21 protein-coding genes and 1 pseudogene are annotated in these 21035 nt (G+C 63.3%); 9 read left to right on the forward strand and 13 right to left on the reverse strand.

Annotated elements, in window-relative coordinates:
• Positions 1-121: 121 nt before the first annotated feature.
• Positions 122-1633 (forward strand): aldehyde dehydrogenase family protein, encoded by a 1512-nt coding sequence (locus MMB74_RS16200; RefSeq protein WP_277429670.1) that lies wholly within the window; start codon positions 122-124, stop codon positions 1631-1633.
• A 42-nt stretch (positions 1634-1675) separates the two neighbouring features.
• Here the strand turns inward: MMB74_RS16200 and MMB74_RS16205 are convergent, their stop codons facing one another.
• Positions 1676-2530, reverse strand: a complete 855-nt coding sequence (locus MMB74_RS16205) for a helix-turn-helix domain-containing protein (protein WP_277429671.1) — start codon at positions 2528-2530, stop codon at positions 1676-1678.
• 274 nt (positions 2531-2804) lie between these two features.
• Here MMB74_RS16205 and lhpI point away from each other — a divergent pair, with 274 nt between their 5' ends.
• Both lhpI and MMB74_RS16215 read left to right on the forward strand, forming a co-directional pair.
• Entirely contained in the window at positions 2805-3731 is a 927-nt protein-coding gene (gene lhpI, locus MMB74_RS16210; protein WP_277429672.1) for a bifunctional Delta(1)-pyrroline-2-carboxylate/Delta(1)-piperideine-2-carboxylate reductase, read from the forward strand.
• A 36-nt stretch (positions 3732-3767) separates the two neighbouring features.
• Entirely contained in the window at positions 3768-4400 is a 633-nt protein-coding gene (locus tag MMB74_RS16215; protein WP_277429673.1) for a DNA-3-methyladenine glycosylase, read from the forward strand.
• Positions 4401-4439: 39 nt separating this feature from the next.
• On the opposite strand, the pseudogene MMB74_RS16220 reads toward MMB74_RS16215, so the two are convergent.
• Both MMB74_RS16220 and MMB74_RS16225 read right to left on the reverse strand, forming a co-directional pair.
• Positions 4440-4988 (reverse strand): annotated as a pseudogene (locus MMB74_RS16220) (acyl-homoserine-lactone synthase); the annotation flags it as partial.
• A gap of 450 nt (positions 4989-5438) precedes the next feature.
• Complete coding sequence (locus tag MMB74_RS16225) at positions 5439-6143, reverse strand: autoinducer binding domain-containing protein (protein ID WP_277429674.1); 705 nt, start codon at positions 6141-6143, stop codon at positions 5439-5441.
• A gap of 492 nt (positions 6144-6635) precedes the next feature.
• On the opposite strand from MMB74_RS16225, the gene MMB74_RS16230 reads away from it, so the two are divergent.
• Entirely contained in the window at positions 6636-6965 is a 330-nt protein-coding gene (locus MMB74_RS16230; protein ID WP_277429675.1) for a hypothetical protein, read from the forward strand.
• 45 nt (positions 6966-7010) lie between these two features.
• Here the strand turns inward: MMB74_RS16230 and MMB74_RS16235 are convergent, their stop codons facing one another.
• Complete coding sequence (locus MMB74_RS16235) at positions 7011-7487, reverse strand: CBS domain-containing protein (protein WP_277429676.1); 477 nt, start codon at positions 7485-7487, stop codon at positions 7011-7013.
• A 210-nt stretch (positions 7488-7697) separates the two neighbouring features.
• Between MMB74_RS16235 and ribA the strand changes: the two genes are divergently transcribed.
• Both ribA and MMB74_RS16245 read left to right on the forward strand, forming a co-directional pair.
• A complete protein-coding gene (gene ribA / locus MMB74_RS16240) occupies positions 7698-8345 on the forward strand; it encodes a GTP cyclohydrolase II (protein ID WP_277429677.1) in 648 nt (215 codons plus the stop codon).
• A gap of 6 nt (positions 8346-8351) precedes the next feature.
• Entirely contained in the window at positions 8352-8510 is a 159-nt protein-coding gene (locus MMB74_RS16245) for a hypothetical protein (RefSeq protein ID WP_277429770.1), read from the forward strand.
• 140 nt (positions 8511-8650) lie between these two features.
• Here MMB74_RS16245 and MMB74_RS16250 read toward each other — a convergent pair whose 3' ends face one another.
• The 4 genes from MMB74_RS16250 to MMB74_RS16265 form a co-directional block, all read right to left on the reverse strand.
• A complete protein-coding gene (locus MMB74_RS16250; RefSeq protein WP_277429678.1) occupies positions 8651-9163 on the reverse strand; it encodes a hypothetical protein in 513 nt (170 codons plus the stop codon).
• A 224-nt stretch (positions 9164-9387) separates the two neighbouring features.
• Positions 9388-10293, reverse strand: coding sequence for a hypothetical protein (locus tag MMB74_RS16255; RefSeq protein ID WP_277429679.1), 906 nt, complete (start codon positions 10291-10293; stop codon positions 9388-9390).
• 384 nt (positions 10294-10677) lie between these two features.
• Positions 10678-11298, reverse strand: coding sequence for an acyl-homoserine-lactone synthase (locus MMB74_RS16260; RefSeq protein WP_277429680.1), 621 nt, complete (start codon positions 11296-11298; stop codon positions 10678-10680).
• A gap of 249 nt (positions 11299-11547) precedes the next feature.
• Positions 11548-11991 carry a DUF4902 domain-containing protein gene (locus tag MMB74_RS16265; protein WP_277429681.1) on the reverse strand — a complete coding sequence of 148 codons (444 nt, stop codon included), beginning with the start codon at positions 11989-11991 and terminating at the stop codon, positions 11548-11550.
• An 89-nt stretch (positions 11992-12080) separates the two neighbouring features.
• Here MMB74_RS16265 and MMB74_RS16270 point away from each other — a divergent pair, with 89 nt between their 5' ends.
• Complete coding sequence (locus MMB74_RS16270; protein WP_277429682.1) at positions 12081-12803, forward strand: autoinducer binding domain-containing protein; 723 nt, start codon at positions 12081-12083, stop codon at positions 12801-12803.
• 78 nt (positions 12804-12881) lie between these two features.
• Here MMB74_RS16270 and MMB74_RS16275 read toward each other — a convergent pair whose 3' ends face one another.
• From MMB74_RS16275 to MMB74_RS16295, 5 genes are all read right to left on the reverse strand, one after another.
• A complete protein-coding gene (locus MMB74_RS16275; RefSeq protein ID WP_277429683.1) occupies positions 12882-14078 on the reverse strand; it encodes an enoyl-CoA hydratase/isomerase family protein in 1197 nt (398 codons plus the stop codon).
• A gap of 72 nt (positions 14079-14150) precedes the next feature.
• Positions 14151-15047: a 3-hydroxyisobutyrate dehydrogenase gene (mmsB, locus tag MMB74_RS16280; RefSeq protein WP_277429684.1), complete on the reverse strand. Its 897-nt coding sequence runs from the start codon at positions 15045-15047 to the stop codon at positions 14151-14153.
• A 33-nt stretch (positions 15048-15080) separates the two neighbouring features.
• On the reverse strand, positions 15081-16607 hold the full coding sequence (locus MMB74_RS16285; RefSeq protein WP_277429685.1) for a CoA-acylating methylmalonate-semialdehyde dehydrogenase: 1527 nt from the start codon (positions 16605-16607) through the stop codon (positions 15081-15083).
• A gap of 142 nt (positions 16608-16749) precedes the next feature.
• The gene (locus MMB74_RS16290; protein WP_277429686.1) at positions 16750-18462 is read right to left on the reverse strand and encodes an AMP-binding protein; all 1713 of its coding nucleotides are present in this window, start codon (positions 18460-18462) and stop codon (positions 16750-16752) included.
• 300 nt (positions 18463-18762) lie between these two features.
• Positions 18763-19011, reverse strand: a complete 249-nt coding sequence (locus MMB74_RS16295; protein ID WP_277429687.1) for a hypothetical protein — start codon at positions 19009-19011, stop codon at positions 18763-18765.
• 659 nt (positions 19012-19670) lie between these two features.
• Here MMB74_RS16295 and MMB74_RS16300 point away from each other — a divergent pair.
• Both MMB74_RS16300 and MMB74_RS16305 read left to right on the forward strand, forming a co-directional pair.
• Entirely contained in the window at positions 19671-20474 is an 804-nt protein-coding gene (locus MMB74_RS16300; RefSeq protein WP_277429688.1) for a helix-turn-helix domain-containing protein, read from the forward strand.
• A gap of 67 nt (positions 20475-20541) precedes the next feature.
• Positions 20542-20805 (forward strand): hypothetical protein, encoded by a 264-nt coding sequence (locus MMB74_RS16305; protein WP_277429689.1) that lies wholly within the window; start codon positions 20542-20544, stop codon positions 20803-20805.
• Positions 20806-21035: the final 230 nt, after the last annotated feature.

The following is a 21035-nucleotide window of genomic DNA, read 5'->3' on the forward strand; positions in this document are numbered from 1 at the left end:
GCAGGCGGCGCGAACGCGTTTCAATCGCTGAAGCCGGGTGCTTCTCGCCGTATGATCGCGCAGGCGGAGCATCCTAGTCATTGCGCGCTACATTGTTTCGATTCGACCTAAAGAGGACGTGATGGTAGTCAACGACATTCTTGCAACGCTGGGCGTCGACCTTTCCACCTGGAAGGGCGACGCGTTGACGTCCCGTTCGCCGCGCGACGGTGCAACGCTTGCGACGCTCGCCGTCGATTCGGCGGCGGACGCCGAGCGCAAGATCGACGCCGCGCACGCCGCGTTCTTGAAGTGGCGCACCGTGCCCGCGCCGCTGCGCGGCGAGCTCGTGCGCGTGTTCGGCAACGTGTTGCGCAAGCACAAGGAGCCGCTTGGTCAGTTGGTGACGCTCGAGGCCGGAAAGATCCGCTCCGAAGGGCTCGGCGAAGTGCAGGAAATGATCGACATCTGCGACTTCGCTGTCGGGTTGTCGCGCCAACTTTACGGTTTGACGATCGCATCCGAACGTCCGGGGCACCGGATGATGGAGACGTGGCATCCGCTCGGCGTGTGCGGCGTGATCTCGGCGTTCAACTTTCCTGTGGCCGTATGGGCGTGGAATGCCGCGCTGGCGCTCGTCTGCGGCGATCCCATCGTATGGAAGCCGTCCGAGAAGACACCGCTGACCGCGATCGCGTGCGAGGCGCTGTTCAACCAGGCCGTTCGCGAATTCGATCAAACCCATTCGGGCGTTGCGCCCGCAGGGCTGACGCAACTCGTCATCGGCGGCCGCGATGTGGGCGAAGCGTTGACGCGTTCGCACAAAGTGCCGCTGGTTAGCGCGACCGGCAGCGTGCGCATGGGTATCGAGGTGGCGCAGACGCTGAGCAAACGGCTCGCGCGCAGCATTCTCGAACTGGGCGGCAACAACGGCATGATCGTCGCGCCGAGCGCCGATCTCGATCTCGTCGTGCGCGCCGTCACGTTCGCGGCTGTCGGCACCGCCGGCCAGCGTTGCACCACGCTGCGCCGCTTGATCGTGCATCGCAGTGTCGTCGAGACGCTGTTGCCCCGCCTCGAAAAAGCGTTCGCCTCGGTGAAGGTGGGCGATCCCCTCGACGCCGATACGCTCGTCGGCCCGCTCATCGATCGCGCCTCGTTCGACGCGATGCAAGCGGCGCTGGCCGAGGCGCGTAAGGACGGCGGCCAAGTGGCGGGCGGCGAGCGCGTCGATGCCGGTCACGACAGCGCCTACTATGTCCGTCCCGCGATCGTGCGGATGCCGGCGCAGACGGGTGTCGTCGAGCGCGAAACGTTCGCGCCGATCCTTTATGTCCTCGTGTACGACGATTTCGAGCAAGCGCTTGCCGTGCACAACGCCGTGCCGCAAGGGCTTTCGTCGGCCATTTTCACGAACGACATGCGCGAGGCCGAGCAATTCATGTCGGCCGCCGGCAGCGATTGCGGCATCGTCAACGTGAACATCGGCACGAGCGGCGCCGAGATCGGCGGTGCGTTCGGCGGGGAGAAAGAAACGGGCGGAGGACGTGAATCGGGTTCCGACTCGTGGAAGAACTACATGCGCCGGGCGACGAACACGATCAATTACAGTCGCGAGTTGCCGCTTGCACAGGGTGTGAAGTTCGACGTCTGAGCGCGAGCGCCAGGGCCGGCCCCGGATTGAGCCGGGGCCGCGTTACGTGCGGCCGAGGCGCTTGGACAGATCGGCGACGAGAATCGCCAGACGCGCCGGCTTCTCGTAGCAGGCGACGTCGAACCGGCGAATGACTTCGCTGATGTCCGATTCGCTGGCTTTGCCGGTCAGCAGATCGCCGGTCAGTAGAAAGATCGCGGCATCGGGCCGCGGCGAGCGGCGCACGGCTTCGATGGCGGATGCGGCCGTGCGCTCGCCGAAAAGCCAATCGGTGATGACGGCATCGAACGTTTTCGTCCGCAAGGCCTCGATGAACGTGGACAGCTCGTCGTACGCCGTGGCCGCAAAGCCGTTTTGCGCGAGATAGTCGCAAAGCGCTTCGGCCGCGGCGGGGTCGGCGTCCACCACGGCCACGCTCGCGCGCTGCGCTTGCGTGCGCCGCGGGTGGATCTCGATCTTGAGGACTTCGTGCGCGCGCTCGCCCGGTACGCCGTCGCACCAAACGATGCGCCAGCGATCGCCTTCGCCGTAGGCCACGAATTCCGCGCGCTCATACGGACCGAGTTGCTCGCCGATCCAAGCGATGCACGGCCCTTCGAACGCGCCGACGTTGATCATGGCCTCGCGCGGCTGCACGCCTGCACCGCCGATGCCGTTTTCTTGCGTACCGAACAGTTGGGTGGGTGGTTCGCCGAATGCTTCGGCCACCTTGCGGATTTGCGCGAGGGTCCAAGGACTGCTGCCGCGCAACTTGCGGTGGCCTTGGGAAAAGCTCAAATCGAGGATCCGGCACAGCTCGGTCGTCTGCTGTCGTTTGCTTATGCCATGGCGAACCATCAGCGCGCGCACGCGGTCGGCAACGGTGAGAGAGTCCGCTAAGGTGGCTTCAGTGGTCATGCTTCAGGATGCATCGGCGCTGCGGGTAGAGGATGCGCGGTTAGGAACCCGTGCGTCGTGCGCCGCAACGCTCAAAAGTGAGTAGGCGCGGCGTATTTTAACGGGCAACCCACCTGCGCACGGCCGTCAAATATGTATCGACAGGTTACGTTCGTTACTGGTGGTCAATGGCGAGGCCCGCGGCAATTTGACTGACACATTGCCGCGGGCGCGCTCGACCGCGACAATGCACGTTCGACGCGCCTTCGGGCGCCGTCGCATTGGAGAAAACCCTATGACAATGCAGTTTTTCGACGCCACCGCAACGGCAAGGTTGACACCGTTTCCCGCGCTCGTCGATGCGCTGGCGCACGCCTGCGTCGAAGCCGCGCGCGGTGAAATCGCGAGCCCGGCGCGGCTCGTCGTGCCGCTCAACCGCGGCGGAACGATGCTGTCCATGCCGGCTGCGGCGCGCGACCTTGCCATCCATAAGCTTGTCACCGTGTGTCCCGTGAACCGCGAACGCTCGTTGCCCACGATTCACGGTCATGTCAGCGTCTGCGATCCCGATACGGGCGAGGCGCTGCTGGCGCTGGATGGTCCCACGGTGACAGGCCGGCGCACGGCCGCAGTGACGCTGCTCGCCATGCGCACCTTCTCGAGCTCTGCGCCGGGCGAGATTCTGCTCGTCGGGACCGGAACGCAAGCGGTCCACCACGTGCATGCGTTTGCTTCGGTCTATCCCGGCGCGCGCGTGCGGGTGCGCGGCAGTTCGCTGTCGCGTGCGAAGGCGTTTTGCGAGGAGCATGGTCACTTGATCGCGCTCAGCCCGATGACGGACGCCGAGACGCTCGACCCCTTCGACGCGGTCATTACGCTGACGACCAGCCGCGCGCCCGTTTATGACGAACCTGCGCGCCGTGGACGGCTCGTGATCGGGGTCGGGGCGTTCACGCCCGAGATGGCGGAAATCGGCGCGCGCACGCTCGAAGGCAGCCGCTTGTATGTGGACGACCTGGCCGGCGCAAAGCACGAAGCCGGCGATTTCATCCAGGCGGGCGTCGATTGGGCACGCGTCAACGCGCTTGCCGATATGCTGGCCGCCGGAGCGACGGCGGCGTCGAGCACCGGCGAGGATGCCGAACCCGTCGTTTTCAAAAGCGTGGGTTGCGCCGCGTGGGATCTGGCCGCGTGCCGGGTTGCCCGGCAGGTGTTGGGTTAGCGGCCGAGGCAAGGGGCGATCGACCGCGTAATCGTCGTGAACGACTTTTCGCATCCTATCGTGCCGCTCGCTCGCGAGGAACTGCCGGTCGATACCGTCGAGCTCGCGCGTTTCATGGTGGGCAAATGCCTTGTGCACGACTCCGCGCACGGCCGCCTGAGCGGACGAATCGTGGAGACCGAGGCCTATCCGCTCGGAGATTCCACGAACCACGCTTACCGAGGGCTGCGTCCATATAACCGCGCGCTATTTCGCGCACCCGGGCATGCGTACGTGCGGCTAGTCTACGGCGCGTGTTACATGATCAATTTGTCGGCCGAGCCGGAAGGCATGGGCGCAGCCGTGCTGCTTCGCGCCGTGGAGCCGCTCGATGGCATTCCCCTCATGCAGGCGAGACGCCCCGGCGCGAAACTCATCGATCTAACCCGTGGGCCGGGGCGCCTGTGCGCCGCCTTCGGCATCGGCCCTGAAGCCGATGGGGCGGACCTGTGCGGACGCGGCGCGCTTTGGCTGGGGCGTTTAAGTGGCGGCGAGCCGCGCGTCGCCCGCATTGCTGCAACCAAGCGAATCGGGCTGTCGCGCGAGATGCATGCTCCCCTGCGCTTCTACGAGTTGGGCAGCGCATTCGTCAGCGGCCCGAAGCGGTTGCTCCAGCCGCTGCTGCGGTAGGCCGCATGGGTGCGCGTGGCCAAACAGCGCTTCGTGGGTTTGCTTGCCGAGGTCGATTGCCAAGGCGACCGCGTTGACGCGCCCGATCTTCATGGGCGGGCCGAAGCGACGCATTTCAATTCGAGCGCGCGCGAGCAGCCGCTCGACCGCGGTGGTCGTGACGGTCACATAGCTCGTGACGCCCATGCGATCGGCAAAATCGACGACAGCGCGCATTGCATCGAGTGCGAGTTCACCGAAGCCGTAGCCTGCTCGCTCGGGCGAGACGATCGCGAAGCGGCTCAATTCCCAAACGCACGCAGCAGCGGGCGCGCGCTGCCCGTGCAGCAGTTCAGGGAAGGTGTCGCGCAACATGTAAGGCCCTTGAGTCGGCAGCAGCCGCCAGCAGCCGCAGACTGCGCCGGAAGCATTTCGTACGAGCATGTAATAGGGCGACTGCGCATCGTAATGATCGATTTCCATTCCCGACAAGACGGCGACTTCCCATCCCATACGTTCGCCGAATATTTTGGCGCGCAAGCGATACATCTGCGCCAGTGCGTCGAGATCGAAGCTATGTTGCTTATCGATGGTGATCTTCGCATTCATCTCGCTCTCCCGGATTGTTATGGCTTATCACCTACGGGGCATAGACCATATGCACTTTGCGTGCTGCTTGTAACTGTCAAGCAAGATAGGTACAAATCGCCGGTGACACTTGGGATGATTCGGGTATCGAGTACGCTCCTGACCAGGTGAAAAGAACTATGTCCATAGCCGATATTCGTCAACCAGAAACCGAGGGCTCGGTTCGGCCGGTTCGGACCGAAATAAACAGTGCATTCATCCAAGCTCATCGAAAGCAAGTGAAAGAAAGTCAGAAGACCTTCTGGGCTCGCTTCGGTGTCACCCAATCTCGGGGAAGCCGGTTCGAGCTCGGCGCAAATATCCCCAAACCGGTCATGATCCTGCTCAGGTTGTATTTCGAAGCGTTAATTTCCGACGACGATATTCGTAGCGTCTCGCAAAAGCGGCCGCCCACGCTTCGGCCATCTTTGATCAATCAGGATCGATCAACCCCATACGGGTCGCCTTGACCGCGGCGGCGCTTCTCGAGCTGACCCCGAACTTGCTGCGAATGTTCGTCATATGAAAGTTCACGGTCGCCTCGGAACAGCCGAAGATTTTCGCGATCTCCCAGGTCGATTTTCCCTGGGCGGTCCACTTCAGGCATTCGTATTCGCGTGGCGTCAGCTTCGGCACGAGCCTTTCGGTGTATCCGTCCAGAAAGCGCCGGCTGGTGTCGAAGGCGACGTCGCGCAACAGCGTCAGCATCGGCAGTTTGTCTTCCACGTCGGCGGCGAGCGCGCGCGCGGTGCTCTCGCTTTGCACGAAGCACAGCATCCCGACCTCTTGCTTGGGACCATGAATCGGCAACGAGATCCCAGTGCAAAGGCCGTGCTGGCGGGCTTCTTCATACATTTCCCGTTGGCTGCGCTCGGCGAAATGAGACGACGTCCAAATAAGCGGTGAAGTTCGCGTCAAACAATGCGCCACGGTGGGATCGATGCGAAAGAGCGCGCGCTCGTCATAGGTTTGGCGCCAGCTCGCGTCATAGGTGCTGCGCAAATAGGCGTCGCAGAACCGCAGGCCCGGCCGCGGGACCACTGCGAACAGCGTATGGTCGAAACCATATTTTCTGCCCAGCGAAGCAAGTGCCTCGAACCACGATTTTTCGTCGACCGCACGCCAAAGCGATGACATCGGTTCAATGAACTGGCCCGGCATATACCCTCACATGTCGAAAATATTACTTGCCCGAAACAGCCAAAGGAATTTCTAGCTTGTTTATTTCGGGGTGTCTTTTTTGGCGAATCATATCAGACACATCCTCTATCATCTGCTGGTTTTTTCGGCACGATGACTGAAGACCCGTAAAAATACCAAGTTTTTGAATAGAGCTTCGATGATGGCGCACGCGAGATCGATTTCAGAGCGTTGGTGGTCATTTAAATTCCTGTCGATACAACGGTAGGTTTCCCTCGGAGCGACCATCGAGGAAAACCGATTCCACTCACCAGGCGTTTTCGTGAATCGATAGGAAGATTTCGCGAAACCACATTTCGATATTTGCGATTCGTGCAACGGTGATTAACAGAAACGAGGGGTTCTCGGCTACCTGTCTGAATCGTAGACTTGGGGCTCCAACTTCGTCGCAGATCACGAATGTGCGTAATCAAACGTGGAGGAGAACCGGTGAAATCGATTTTGTTCGCAATTGCAGGGATAGTGATAGGCGGGGCATCGGTCACGCCCTCGCTCGCATTGGCGCAAGAGAGGTCGTCTGTCAGCCGTGCGGCAGTCGCGGCGCAAATGCGTCAGTTGGCCGATGTTGGCTACCGGGCCACTGGCGATGAAACGGTCTACCCGGAGGACGTGGAAGCGGCTGAGCAACGCGCCGGGCTGGGCCCGGCGCGGCAAGCACGCGTGGGCGATACAAGCGGCTATGGTCGAGCATTGGGGCCGCGCAGCGAATCGGGCGCACGGGAGCCGAAGGGTCCCGGGTCGCTCTATTTCGGCATGTGATCGAACGGCGGTTCGCCGTGAAGGCGCCACGCCGCGCCGCCACGGTTAGGTGTGCACGCCCGAGATGTAGTGCTCGAGTTGCTGGATCGTGAACTGCTGTTCCGAGATGATGGTTTTCACCAGATCGCCGATCGAAACCATGCCGACGAGCTGACCGTTGTCGATCACGGGCAGGTGACGCATTCGGTGCTGGGTCATCAAGGCCATGCACGCCTCGGCGGTGTCCGACATGCGCACGTGCAGCACTTGCGCTGTCATGATGTCGCGCACGGGCGTCGATTTGGACGAGCGATCCATCAGGACAATCTTGCGCGCGTAGTCGCGCTCGGTGACGATGCCCGCGATTTTCTTCTCACTTCCCTGGGTGACGATCAGCGCGCCGATTTGGTATTGCGCCATCATTTTCACTGCTTCGAAGACGGACGCCTCGGCGTCGATCGTGAGGACCGGCCGCTCGGCAGTTCGCCTCGCGGCCATCGGGTCGTCCAACTTCGACTTCAAAATTTGCGCTACGTTGGGCATGTGAGTCTCCGTCTTCTCGTTCGGGGGCGGGGATCGGCGCCGGCGTGCGCGGCATCTGCGACGCGCGAGCTTATTCCCCAGTATAGGCGCTGGCAGCGGCTGCGGCGGCCTGCGCCGGCGGCCGCCGATAGCGATTAGGGTTAAACTCGCGGTGCGCGCGCCGGCTGTCGGTGTGCCGACGAACCGTTATAACGCTATTCTCGAGAAGTCATGTCCACGCCCTCCCAGCCGCCGCGCGTCGACGGCGACAGCGCCGCGCAGTGCGTCACGCTTGCCGCCAAGGCCACTTTGCCCACCCGGTACGGAACGTTCACCTCCTACGCCTTTCGCGTCTCGGCCGGAGACGCCGAACATCTGGCTTTGGTGATGGGCGACGTGAGCGGACAGGCTTCGGTGCTCACGCGTCTGCATTCGGAGTGTTTGACCGGAGACGTGCTGGGTTCGTATCGCTGCGACTGCGGGGAGCAACTCGATCTCGCGTTGCGTTATATCGCTGCGGAAGGGCGGGGCGTGCTGCTGTATCTGCGGGGCCACGAAGGCAGGGGGATTGGGCTGTCGAATAAGATCCGGGCTTACGCGTTGCAAGAGCAGGGGCTCGACACCGTGGAGGCGAACCTAGAACTCGGGTTGCCCGACGACGCTCGCGAGTACGAGTCCGCTGTCGCCATACTGCGAGAGCTCAACGTGACATCGGTGCGGCTCATGAGCAACAACCCCAAGAAGTTCGATACGCTCGTCAAGCACGGTATTCCCGTTTGCGAGCGCGTTGCGCTCGCTATCCCCGTTCGCGATGAGAATGAGCGGTACATTCGGACCAAGCAGGTTAAGTTCGGGCATTACTTCGAAGAAAACGAGTAGCTTGGGGTGCCTGGCCGCAGGCGCAGCCGTGTTTTCCCGCGCGTCTTGCGCGAACTCGCGCGTCACGCCAAGCTGCTCGGCTGGTTCCAAGTGGGAGACGCGATCAGTCAGGCGGGCGGACATAACGCCGACTATGCGGGCCTCGAGCTCAAATACGGTTGGTAGCAGTGGGCTTAGCGCCAAGGTTCAATGAAGCGGCGTCTTGAGTAAGCCATGACTCATTTGAAATCGCCTCATGCAATCGCGCGATTGCATGAGGCGATATGCGCGCCAGGCGCACGGCCGAAGGCGGCCGCAATCACGCGTTAGGCTTTGATTCCCGCCGGCTTCGCAGGTGCGACGGCAGGCGGCGCGACGCGCCGCGCCGGCACGACCACGACAACCGGCTCCGGCATCGCCCACATCGGCGCTGCAAACACGACGGCTTGCTGCGCCGGCATCACAAACGTGTTCGCAAACGCTGCTTGCTGCAGCGCCAACATGCGTTGCTGCATCGCCATCATCTGCGCTTGCGCCGCACGCATTTGATAGTCGATTGCCTGCATCTGGCGCAGCGCGAAAGCCGGCGGCATACCGCCCGTGCTCGTTTGCACGGTATAGCTGGCATTGCCTTGCGGGCTATGCCAGCTCCAAGTGCTGACCTTCATCGGTCCAGCGGCGGTTTGAACGACGTGCGTTTCGGCTTTCACCGGTAACGGCTGACCGTTCACGTTGACATACATCGGTTGCGCGGCGGATTGGGCGCTCGCTTGTCCTGCCAGGGCGAGTACTGGAATCAGCGCGAGTGCGCCGGCCGCCATATACGAACGAAATTTCATATTCGTATCTCCATCGATCGATAGACTCGAAGAACCAACTGCGGACAAAACATGCGGCTCCCGGAGGGAGTCGACCGGTACTATGCTAGTGGTCGCTTAAACGAAAATTAAAGCCCGAAGCACAGCCTGTCACGCTGGGCCGGGTGAGCAACAGCAACGGCCAACGCCAACGCCGACGTATTCGCCATCGCCTCTCGCCAATCGGGGGCCGGCACGCGCTTTCGTCAGGAGCGGTAGCCCACCGGGCGCGGGGCATGCATTGCACGCCGAGACCAACCGGCGGCTGCATGTCTAGCCGGCGACACCCCCGCAAGCCAGTGCTCGACCGACATGCGCAACTGACGCGATGCTTCGGCTGCAATCCAGCGGCAGCAAGCATCGGTCGAAGCTCGAACCAGGCGCTCGGCCGTCTGAAAGACGAAGCGCACTTGCACGTCGTGGTCGGCTATGCGCGTCACGATTTCGTGCAGGTGCGCCGATTCGTCGCCCATCCGCGCTCGCGCCGATACTTCGGCGAAATGGTATTCGAGCCAATGCGCGAAGAACCATGCATCTTCCGAGCTCGCCAGGGTGAAAACGGCATCGCACCACACCGGCGCATGCGGTGCATCGTCGCGCTCGTCCATCGCCGTGCCTGCTGCTTCGGCGCCAGCCGCGGCGGATTGGGCCTCCTTCTTTACGAGGCCTTCGCGTCTAGCCCTGGCCGCCGGTGTCTGATGCTCGGTCGACACAGCGCCGCTCAACTGACGGGAGACGGAGGGAGCCTCGTCCCACGAACCCGCACCGGTCTCCAAGTGGTACGCGCGTAACGCCTGCCATAGCAAGGCATGATCGTCGGCACGCGACGGCTGCAGCGTAACTTCGGCCCTGTGCTCATCGATGCGAGTCACCGCGCGCGCAACGAGACGTAACTCGCAGAGCTCGGTCGCATCGCCGATGATCGAGGCGCGTCGCGGCAGGCCGATGGGCGCCAGCTTCGCGTGTCCGCCGACGGCGACCGTTAGCCCGTTGCGACCGAGCCGGACGATCGGAATCGACTCGGCGTGATCGACGAACTTCACCGCGATTCGCGCCCATGCGGCGAAAGCTTCATCGAAATCAGAAGAGGGCGCGTCGCACACGGTACACACAGTAGTTCTCCTTCAAAGGGCGCGGGTCGATGGCATCCGCGACCCGGTGCGAGCGGTCATCGATGCGATCGACCGACACGCAAAGCAGGGTGATCGAGTAAGGTAACCGCATCGCCGCGCGCGCAGGCGCTCTCGTTTGCGATCGTTCGATGGCAAAACATGCGGTTCGATGGCAGTCATGGTGGGTGCGAGCGGCGCCATGGCGGCGTGATGGCGCTAGGCCACTTCGCGCGCGCCGCAATGCCGCACCTGACGCCGATCGTGCAGATCGCTTGGCCCCGCAGCAGAGGCGGCCTTGGCTTCCGGCATACCCCAACGCCCCGCAAACGCGTAGGCGTCGAACTGCGCCTTGGGCCGCGCTGGGCGTTGCCAGCCGCGGCCAGCTCACGCGCAGACTTGCAGCACCGGCTCGCCGAAGCCGCGCTTCGCCATCGCCGGCGCTAGCCCCAGAGCGCGCAGCGTTTGCTCGTCCAGGTCGATCCAGCAAGCCACGACCATCCGCCCGTCGATGCGCTGCGCCGGACCGGCCCGGTGCGCATGCACACCGATTCGGCGAAACAGGCGCTCCATGCTCAAAAACGTCACGCCGATCAATTGCCGTGCGCCGAGCTTCAGCGCGCACTCGACGACGGATGCGAGCATTGGCCGCACCGCCCAAGCGCCGTCCTCGTCGCCAGCCATACTCGCAGCAAAGCGAGACAACTCCCAGACATGCAGCGACTTCGGCGGCCGCATGCCGTCGGCCAACAGCGAGGGAAAAAGGTCTTGCAGAAGATAAGGATGCGTAGTGGGCAATAATCTCGCACAACCGCAAATGGCCCCCGAATCATCATGGGCGACGACATACACCGTGTCGTCGCGGTCATATTGGTCTCGCTCGAACCGTTCATCGGCACACGGCAGCTTCCACCCCAACTGCTCGACGAAGACGCGATGCCGATAATGCGCAAGCGCGACATCGAGTTCGTCGGGCAGGCGCCCGTCGCCGTGAACGGATGTGCGCATGAAATCCCTCGCTTATGTTTTTTGATGAGCGCATTACAGCGCGCGCTCCGAGGGTCGGTAACTGTCAACGTTGACAGGACTGCGCAGGTGCCGTCGGGCCTGCCGAAGCGTTGGGACGCTTCTGGGCATGCCAGTCGTTTCTAATAATGAGATTGAAATTAGGCGGCGATTTGCTTATAAATGAGCACTGTGAATGGGTTAGCAGATCAATCGAGCGCAGCCCGGCCGAAACGGCGGCTGCGCTTTGCCTTATTGGAGCGTCGGGCCGCGCAGGGACGGTTGTCCCCAAGGCGCAAGCGCGGCTTGTGCGACGGCGTTCGGCCAGTTCAGGCCGGCCACGCATCGCAACAGCGCGCGCGTGGTTTGGGCCGGGCCGAGATCGAAGCCGTGCGGGTCGACACACATGACGTTGCTACGGATGTCGCCCCAGGCCACGACCAGCGCACCGGACGCCCGATCGACATACCAGTCCCATCCGAGCGTGACGTGCGCACCCCCAGGGCCGCGCGGGCGCTGCCATTCGGTATAACCGGCGCTGCTCGCATCGACGCCTTCGGCGCGCAACTCGTCGAGCAAGTCGGGGTCGGGCGCCGAATCGATGTGGACGAGGTGGAGATCGGCGAGGGCCTGCTCCGGGAGACGGACGTAGCCGTCGACACTGGGGCTGAACTGCGTGGCGGAAGAATGTCTCATGCGCCGGACTGTAGCAGTCCGGCGCAGCCGTGGGACCTGGCAACTATGACAGCGTTCTGTCCCACTTTTTGTAACGTTTCGGGGTAATCATGGAAGCGCCCTTGCGATGGCAAGACAGTTACGAACAACTGCGTGCGGCGAGCGACGAGCGCCAATTGTTCGAGCGGATCGCACAATTCGCGAAGCGGCTCGGCTTCGAGTACTGCTGTTACGGGATTCGCGTGCCGCTGCCCGTATCCAATCCGGCCGTCGCGATCTACGACACTTATCCCGCCGGATGGATGAAGCACTATCAAGACAATCGCTTCATCGACGTCGATCCGACCGTGCGCGAGGGCATGTCCAGTTCGGGGCTCATTCTTTGGCCCGAGGCGTCGTCCAACGCGCCCCGGTTATGGAGCGACGCCCACGATTTCGGCTTGCGGGTTGGGGTGGCCCATTCCAGTTGGGCGGCTCATGGCGTGTACGGTTTGCTGACGCTGGCGCGCTCGGCCGATGCGCTGACGAACCATGAGATCGATGAACTGACCTTGCAAGCGAGTTGGCTCGCCAATTTGTCGCACTCGTTGATGAGCGAATTTCTGGTCCCGAGCCTCGCACCCGAGGCGAGCGTCGTGCTCACGCCGCGCGAGTGCGAGGTGCTGTGCTGGACCGGGGAAGGGAAGACGGCCTGCGAAATCGGCCAGATCCTCAATATCTCCGAGCGCACGGTCAACTTTCATGTCAACAACGTGCTCTTGAAGCTGAACGCCACCAACAAGGTGCAGGCAGTGGTCAAGGCCATTGCGATGGGGTTGATCGCTTCCGGCTGAAGCGGCCGCGCCGAGGCTCCCGGTCTCGTCGAATCGGCCCTCGGTGCGCGGGTGGCATGCGCGCGGCCGCCCTGGAGATCAAGACGGCAATCGCGATGAGCGCTGCGGCGGCAACATCCCGAGATCGGCAAGCGGATGCGTCTCGCTCGCCCAAGGCGAGTTCAAGAAATGCGCAACGCGCTCGGGACCTACGCCGCCCAGCGAGGACGGCTGCCAGCGCGGCGCGCGATCTTTGTCGACGAGGTGCGCGCGCACGCCCTCACGGAAATCGCCTTCTTCGATCGCGCGCGACACGATGCCCAGCTCCATGCGATAAGCGTCGGCCAATGTGATCTCGCGCCCGCGCAAGATGGCCTCACGCGTGACGTGCAGCATCGTCGGCGAATAGCCGTGCATCGCGTCGAGCGCGCCTTGCAGCCATGCGCGCATTTCCGTCGACGGGTTCGAGATCAATGCCGACGCCAGCGATGCCGCCATTTCGTTCACGGTCAGCCGGGCGCTGAAATGCTTTTCGATGGCGGGCGCGAACCCTTCGATCGTTGCGGGCGGCATAGGCGAGGCAGGCGGCACGAACGCTTCGCGCAGGCGCTCGAGGACTTGATTCGACGGCAGGCGTGCGAGGCGCTCCTCGAATCCGGACAGCCAGTCGCTTCGCACGCAAACATCGGCCAAGCCGCAGTAAACAGCGTCCGCGCCCGAAAGCACGGCGCCGGTCAGGCCGACGTACAAAGACAGTTCGACCGGCATGACGCTGAGGAAACGCGTCGCCCCGACGTCGGGGACGAATCCGATCCGCGTTTCGGGCATCGCAATCTTGCTGCGCTCGGTGGCGACGCGCAGCGCCGCCGCTTGCGCAAGGCCCATCCCGCCGCCCATCGTAATGCCGTCCGCGAGCGCGACGATCGGCTTGGGAAACGCATGCAGCGCGAAGTCGAGCCGGTACTCGTCGATGAAGAATGGGCGCCAGCCTTGCGCGCCGTCGATGCGTCCGGCGTTGGCCGCGTGGCACAGCGCGCGGACGTCCCCGCCCGCGCACAAGCCTTTCTCGCCGCTGCCTCGCAGCACCAAGGCCACGATGCGCTCGTCGTTGCGGCAACGCTCGATGTGCGCCGCCAGCTCGTGCAACATCGCGTGCGAGAGGGCGTTGAGCGCGTGCGGTCGATCGAGCGTCAAGATCGCGACGCCGTTGACGACGTGACAGAGCACGCGCCCCTCGGCCGGTGCGCCCGATGCGCCATCGCGAGCGGCCTGCGAGGGTTCGACACGTGCATTCATTGAAAGACTCCGGTGATTTTCAGGTTTTAACGATTTGAACAAAGGGATGTTTTGCGGCGCGTCGCCGCGGCTTTACGACTGCCCCGTGCGTCGTTCGTAGAGCGAGATGATGGCCGAGAAGTCGAGCCCCCCGCGGCCTGCCGCGCTCATCGCTTGGTAGAGCTGCTGCGCGAGCGCGCCCATGAAGATGGGTTGCTTCGCCGAGCGCGCCGCTTCCGCGGCGAGGCCCAGGTCCTTGAGCATGAGGTCCGCGCCGAACCCGCCCGTATAGCCGCGCGAAGCGGGCGCCGATTCGACGATCCCGGGAAAGGGATTGTAAGTGTCCGAGCTCCAGCTGCGGCCTGTCGACGTGTTGATGATGCCCGCAAGCACCTTCGGATCGATGCCGAGGGCCGCCCCGAGCGACATCGCTTCGGCCACGCCCGTCATCGTGATCCCCAGCAGCAGGTTGTTGCAGATCTTCGCGACTTGGCCCATGCCCGTATCGCCGCAGCGGACGATGTTCTTGCCCATCGCGCCCAGTACGGGGCTCACCGCGGCGAAGAGCGTCTCGTTCGCGCCGACCATGAACGTGAGCGTTCCGGCCGCGGCGCCGCCCGTGCCGCCCGAAACCGGCGCATCGACGAAGGCGTTGCCCTGTGCCGCGGCGAGCTTGGCGAAGCCCTGGGCGCTAGCCGGATCGATCGTGCTCGAATCGACGATCGTCGCGCCGGCCGGGATCCCGGCCAGCACGCCTTGCTCGCCTGCGAGCACCTCGCGCACGTGCGCCGCGGCCGGCAGCATCGTGATCACGAGTTCGACATCGGTCGCGGCCGCCAGGGGCGAGCTGCAGACCACGGCTCCCGCATCGGCCAACGCGCGCAGCGCCGCTTCGCTCAAATCGAACGCTTGCAGCGCATGTCCGTGCTTGAGCAGGTTGTGCGCCATCGGCGCACCCATGTTGCCTAAGCCGACGAATCCAATCTTCATGGCGAATCTCCTTGGCGAAGTCGTTGCGCCGGCTCAGCGCAGGCTGATCGTCGTGTTGACGGCGCCGGCCGCGGAACCCGCATCGTCGAACCAGCGCGCCGTGACCGTTTTCGTTTGCGTGTAGAACTGGACGACTTGTTTGCCGTAAGGACCCAAATCGCCCAGCTTCGAGCCGCGCGAACCGGTGAAGCTGAAGAACGGCACGGGCACCGGAATCGGAATGTTGATCCCGACTTGGCCGATGTCGATTTCGCTTTGGAACTTGCGGGCCGCGGCGCCGCTTTGCGTGAAAAGCCCCACGCCGTTGCCGAACGGATTGCGGTTCACGAGCGCGATTGCGTCGTCGAGCGTGGCGGCTTCGAGCACGACGAGCACGGGGCCGAAGATCTCCGTGCGGTAAATCGTCATGTCGGTCGTGACGCCCGTGAAGATCGTGGGGCCGACGAAGTTGCCGTGCTCGTAGCCGGGCACGGTCACGCCGCGTCCGTCGAGCGCCAAGGTCGCGCCTTCTTCGACGCCTTTGGCGATCAGCGACAAAATGCGCTCTTTGGCCGCCTTGGAGACGACGGGGCCGACGTCGGTATTCGCCTCTATGCCGGCATTGACCTTGAGCGTTTTCGCGCGGGCAATGAGATCGGGTAGCCATGCTCGCGCTTGGCCCACCAATACGACGGCCGAAGTCGCCATGCAACGCTGGCCGGCCGCGCCGAAACCGGCGCCGACCAGGGCGTTGAGCGTCTGCTCGCGATTGGCGTCGGGCAGAACGACGGCGTGGTTTTTCGCGCCCATCATCGATTGCACGCGTTTGCCGTGCTGGCTCGCCAAGTTGTAGACGTGCGTGCCCACGGCCGTCGAGCCGACGAAGGAGACCGCCTTGATCGATTCGTGCGTGCACAGCGCGTCGACCGCTTCTTTGCCGCCGTGCACGACGTTCAGCACGCCGCGTGGAATGCCCGCTTCGAGCGCCAATTCGACGAGCGCCATGGTGGAAAGCGGGTCTTGCTCCGAGGGTTTGAGCACGAACGTGTTGCCGCAGACGATCGCCATCGGGAACATCCACAGCGGGATCATCGCCGGAAAGTTGAACGGCGTGATGCCCGCGCAAACGCCGATCGGCTGGCGTAGGGTGTAGGTGTCGACGCCGGAAGCCACGTTTTCGGCGAACTCGCCCAGTTGCAAGGTGCCGATCGAAGCCGCATGCTCGACCACTTCCAAGCCGCGAAAGATGTCGCCTTCGGCGTCGGGCAGCGTTTTGCCTTGTTCCGCCGTCAGGATTTTGGCGATGCGCGGCATGTGTTCGCGAATGAGCGCCTGGTACTTCAACATGATTCGCGCGCGCGTGCCGATCGGGGTGGCTTTCCATTGAGCGAAGGCTGCCTGCGCGGCGCCCACCGCGGCGTCGATTTCGGCACGGGTCGCGAATGGCACGCGCGCGAGCACCTCTTGGGTGGCCGGGTTGACGATGTCCCGCCACTCGGTGGAAACGGATTGAACGAATTCGCCGTTGATCAAAAGCTTGACGGTCGGAATGCTGGCGCCGGTGGCGGAAGAGACGCTCATCGATAGGCTCCGGTTCGTTGAATGGGAAAGCGCACCCGGCGGAAGCCAGGCGCGAAACGGCAAGCCGGCGCATATTGCGCGGCTTGCGAGGATCGGTGCAGCGGGCGAGGCGAGCGGGGCAAAGGGCGCATCGCGTGGATCGTCATCGCAGTTCCGGGAAATCTTCTTCCCAATACTCGCCGGGCAAGCGCTCGGCGGCGTCCCCCCGCTCGATTTCCCGGCGACGCAGTTCGACGCGGCGGATCTTGCCCGAGATCGTTTTGGGCAAGTCGTAGGCCTCGAGGCGCCGGATACGCTTGTAGGGTGAAAGCCGCTCGCGCGAGAACGCGAAAATGCGCTTGGCCAGTTCGGGCGTGAACGTGTAGCCGTGCCGCAGCATGACGTACGCTTTCGGGACCGACAGCCGCAACGGGTCCGGGCTGGGCACGACCGCGGCTTCGGCAACCGCTTCGTGCTCGATCATCACGCTTTCGAGCTCGAACGGGCTTAGACGATAATCCGACGATTTGAAGACGTCGTCGGCGCGGCCCACGTATACGTAATAGCCATCCTGGCGGCGCAGGGCAATGTCGGAGGTGTGGTAGCGCCCGTCGCGCAGGACATTCGCCGTCGCATCGGCGTTGTTCGCGTAGCGCGTCATCAACCCGAGCGGCCCGGCGCCGGTAGCGGGATCGAGCGGCAGGGCGATTTCGCCTTCTTCGGCCGGATGGCCGTCGGGATCGACCAGCACGACGCGGTACCCGGGCATCGGTCGTCCCATTGCCCCGGGGACGACCGGCTGCCCCGGCGAATTGCCGATTTGGCACGTGGTCTCGGTCTGGCCGTACCCGTCGCGGATCGTGATGCCCCACGCGGCTTTCACGCGCTCGATGATTTCAGGATTGAGCGGCTCGCCGGCGCCGACGATTTCTCGCAACGACACGGCGTACGAGGCGAGCGGCTCTTGCACGAGCATGCGCCAGACGGTTGGCGGCGCGCACAGCGTCGTGACGCGGTGACGCACCAGCGTGTCGAGCGTGGTTTTCGCATCGAAGCGTGCGAAATTGAGGATGAAGACGCACGCTTGGGCGTTCCACGGCGCGAAAAAACAACTCCACGCGTGCTTGGCCCAGCCCGGCGAGCTGATGTTCCAATGGACGTCGCCAGGTTGCAGGCCGATCCAATACATCGTCGATAAGCTGCCGACGGGATAGCTTTCGTGGGTGTGTTCCACGAGCTTCGGTTTGGACGTCGTGCCCGAGGTGAAATAGAGCAGCAGCGGGTCGCGCGCTTGCGTGACGCCGCGCGGCTCGAATTCGGCGCTGGCCGAGTAGCCTTCGGCAAAGGCGCGCCAGCCGGCCGGCGCGGCGTCGCCCGTGCCGACGGCGATCTTCACGAGGCTAGTGTCGACCGAGTCGAATTTGCCGCATTCGGCGCTGTCGACGATTGCGAACCGCGGCTGGCCAATGTCGATCCGGTCGCGCAAATCGTCGGTCGACAACTGCGTCGTGGCGGGCATAAGCACGGCGCCCAGCTTGATCGCCGCGAGCATGGCGTCCCACAGTTCGACGCGGTTGGGCAGCATGAGCAGGATCCGGTCGCCGCGTTCGACGCCGAGCCCACGCAGGTAATTCGCAATGCGCGCCGAACGCTCCGACATTTGCGCAAAGGAGAACTCGGCCGCTTCGCCGGTGCCCGCATCGACGAGCTTGAGCGCCGGATTATCGTTGCCGCGCGCCATCGGGTCGAAGTAGTCGAGCGCCCAATTGAAGGTGTCCAGAGCCGGCCAGGCAAATTCGCGGTAAGCGAGGGCGTAGTCGGTGCGATGGCGCAATAAGAAGTCGCGCGCCGTCAGAAAGCGCTGTGCTGGCGTCATAGCTTGTCTCCTGTATCGCTTTGGACATGTCCCGCGCGTTCGATGCGCGCCGGGTCGATTCTTATTTATAGACGCCGATATGCTGGCGCCGTAGTCGACCGCCTACGGCCGCTTATGCCGATGTACTACGCGTCGAAGTGTAGGCAGCGGCCGGGCGGGTTTCGATGCTCAACCCGCTCACTTTGCGTGAGCGCATTTGCCATCTTGCTCGCAAGATGGCAGGCCAGCGGCCAGCGGGGCGGGTTAGATGGGGATGGGGATGGCGATGGCGATATGCCAATGGCGCAGGCGATGCGCCGATCAGCGCACGCCCAGGCCACGAAGGACGGCGTTGCCGTCGTCGGTCAATTGAAAGCGGGTATCGCCCGTTTCGGAGGTGATCGGCTCGACGAGCCCGGCCTCTTGCAGCATCGGGATCTCGGGCTTGGCGGACACGTCGATCGGCGAATGCAGCAACAGCAGCAGCGTGGCGATTTCGTGATGGCTTAGGATGCGCCGCAGCATCGTAGGCGGCTTGCGCGGCGTGGCATGTTGTTGCGGGTCAGTCATCGGGCCGGCCTCCATCGCGAATAGCAGCGCGCCGATGTTGCTCAAGCCGGCTTAAGCGATCCTTAAAACGAGGGGGGCGGTGTGTTGCGCCGTATGCCGCAAAAGTCGATAACCGTCTGAAATGAAAGGATTTATGTGCGTCGGCGTGTCCCGCCGTGTATCGCGGCGTTACAAATTTCATGGGTAGCTAGTGCGCGTGACTAATGGGCCTCGTGCTGCAAGGAACCCGACCTGCCGCGCCCACCTCGCGCTCTAGGCGATATGCAAGCTTGCCGCTGGATGGGCGCGGAGGAGCCGATCACCCGCTCGGATGGCGACGGGCTGACTTTCACGCTGTCTCGACGCGTCACGCGGTGCTGCCCCATCGATAAGATGGACAAACGATAAATGTTTTGAGCAGCGACCGACCAACGCGCTCGGGTAGGAACGGTCTGTCGAATGTGTGGCGAACGCGCTGACGGACCGATGCTTTGCGATGCTATGACGCTCAACTTGCCGTCTCCATACCGATTGAGTCACCCACTAACGGACGTTGTGAATAACTCCTTAAAGATGTATAGTTAATCCATGTTAAACGTCAGGCAACGTCGCACAGCCTCGCGTCTGACCCGCCCTGTCGATACATCCGGCCACCCGGACACTTACGGCCAGAGGAAAACATGTCCCGCCCAATCGAACCCCGGAGAAGCCGCGCTTCTAGCACGTATCGTGAGCTCACCTCACGACAGGGCGATCAAGGCAACCGGGACATCGGCTGCAAGACGTGCGCGATGGCGTCGCTTTGCGCCTCTCGCCCAATCGACACTGTGGCGCACGTGCGGCTCGACGATGCCGTGCAGTGCGTGCGCACCGTAAAGCGCGGGCATGCCTTGTTTCGCCCGGGCGACACATTCGGAAACATCTACGCGGTCCGCTCAGGGTCGTTCAAGACGGTGGTGACCCATCGAGAGGGGCGTGAGCAGGTGACCGGTTTCGCGATCGTGGGCGAAACGCTCGGCTTCGATGGCATTGCCAGCGGCAGCTATCGTTGCGAGGCGATTGCACTGGAAGACAGTTCCGTGTGCGTGATGCCCTTCGATCTGCTGGAGGTGTTGTGCCGGGAAGTGAAAGGCATCCAGCAGCATGTCCACCAGATGCTCAGTGCCGAGATCGTACGTGCGTCCGCGCTCATGATGCTGATTGGCGTCGCGACGGCGGAGGAGCGGGTGGCCATCTTTCTGGCCGACTTGTCGCGGCGCTGGCAGGCGCGTGGCTACTCTGCCGCAGCGTTCACGCTGAAGATGACCCGCGAAGAAATCGGTAGCCATTTGGGACTGACGCTCGAGACGGTCAGCCGCATGCTATCGAAATTGCAGGCGCGGCAGTTGATCGAGGTGCACGGCAAGGATCTCCGAATTCTCGATATCGATGGGCTGCGCAACCAGGAGACAGAGGTTTGCAGATCTGCGTCCCTGGTTCAGTAGGACGCCGCACGAGTACGCGTTGCGTGCTCGTGCATCGCTTGTCGGAACGTCGGCCAGGAGGACAGTGATGAAAGAACCGCATGAATGCGCCACGAAATTCCCGATGTTGACGCCGCACGAAATCGCGACACTCATGCTCGTCGCTCATTCCCCCGGTCAGGTCGGCACCGAATGGCCCGAGCTACTGCCATTAGTGAGCTGTAATCTGATCAATGTCGACCAGTGCCGAAAGTGCCGCGGCAAACCGCTCGTCACGCCATTGGGCAATAATCTCGTTATCCGGCTTTGTAGGTCGCCGCGGCCGGCAACCAAAGAGGCATCCTCGGACTGATCTCAGCCGAGGCCATCAGTGAGGCCAATCATGCGAATTCTTCGTGAAGCCGAGCGCGCGGCCAGTCAGCGCGCGGATCACCTCGAAGCCCTGATCGACGAGGCAGGAGCGGAGAGCTTCCCGGCAAGCGATCCGCCCGCCGTCCATCCGGAACCACGGCCGACGCCAACGGACGTCGCGACTGGGATTGCCTCGAGGAGACCGCCGTCATAGCTTGCGAGCGGAAGGCG

It is taken from the genome of Trinickia sp. Y13 (genome assembly GCF_029522115.1).
Classification (GTDB): Bacteria; Pseudomonadota; Gammaproteobacteria; order Burkholderiales; family Burkholderiaceae; genus Trinickia.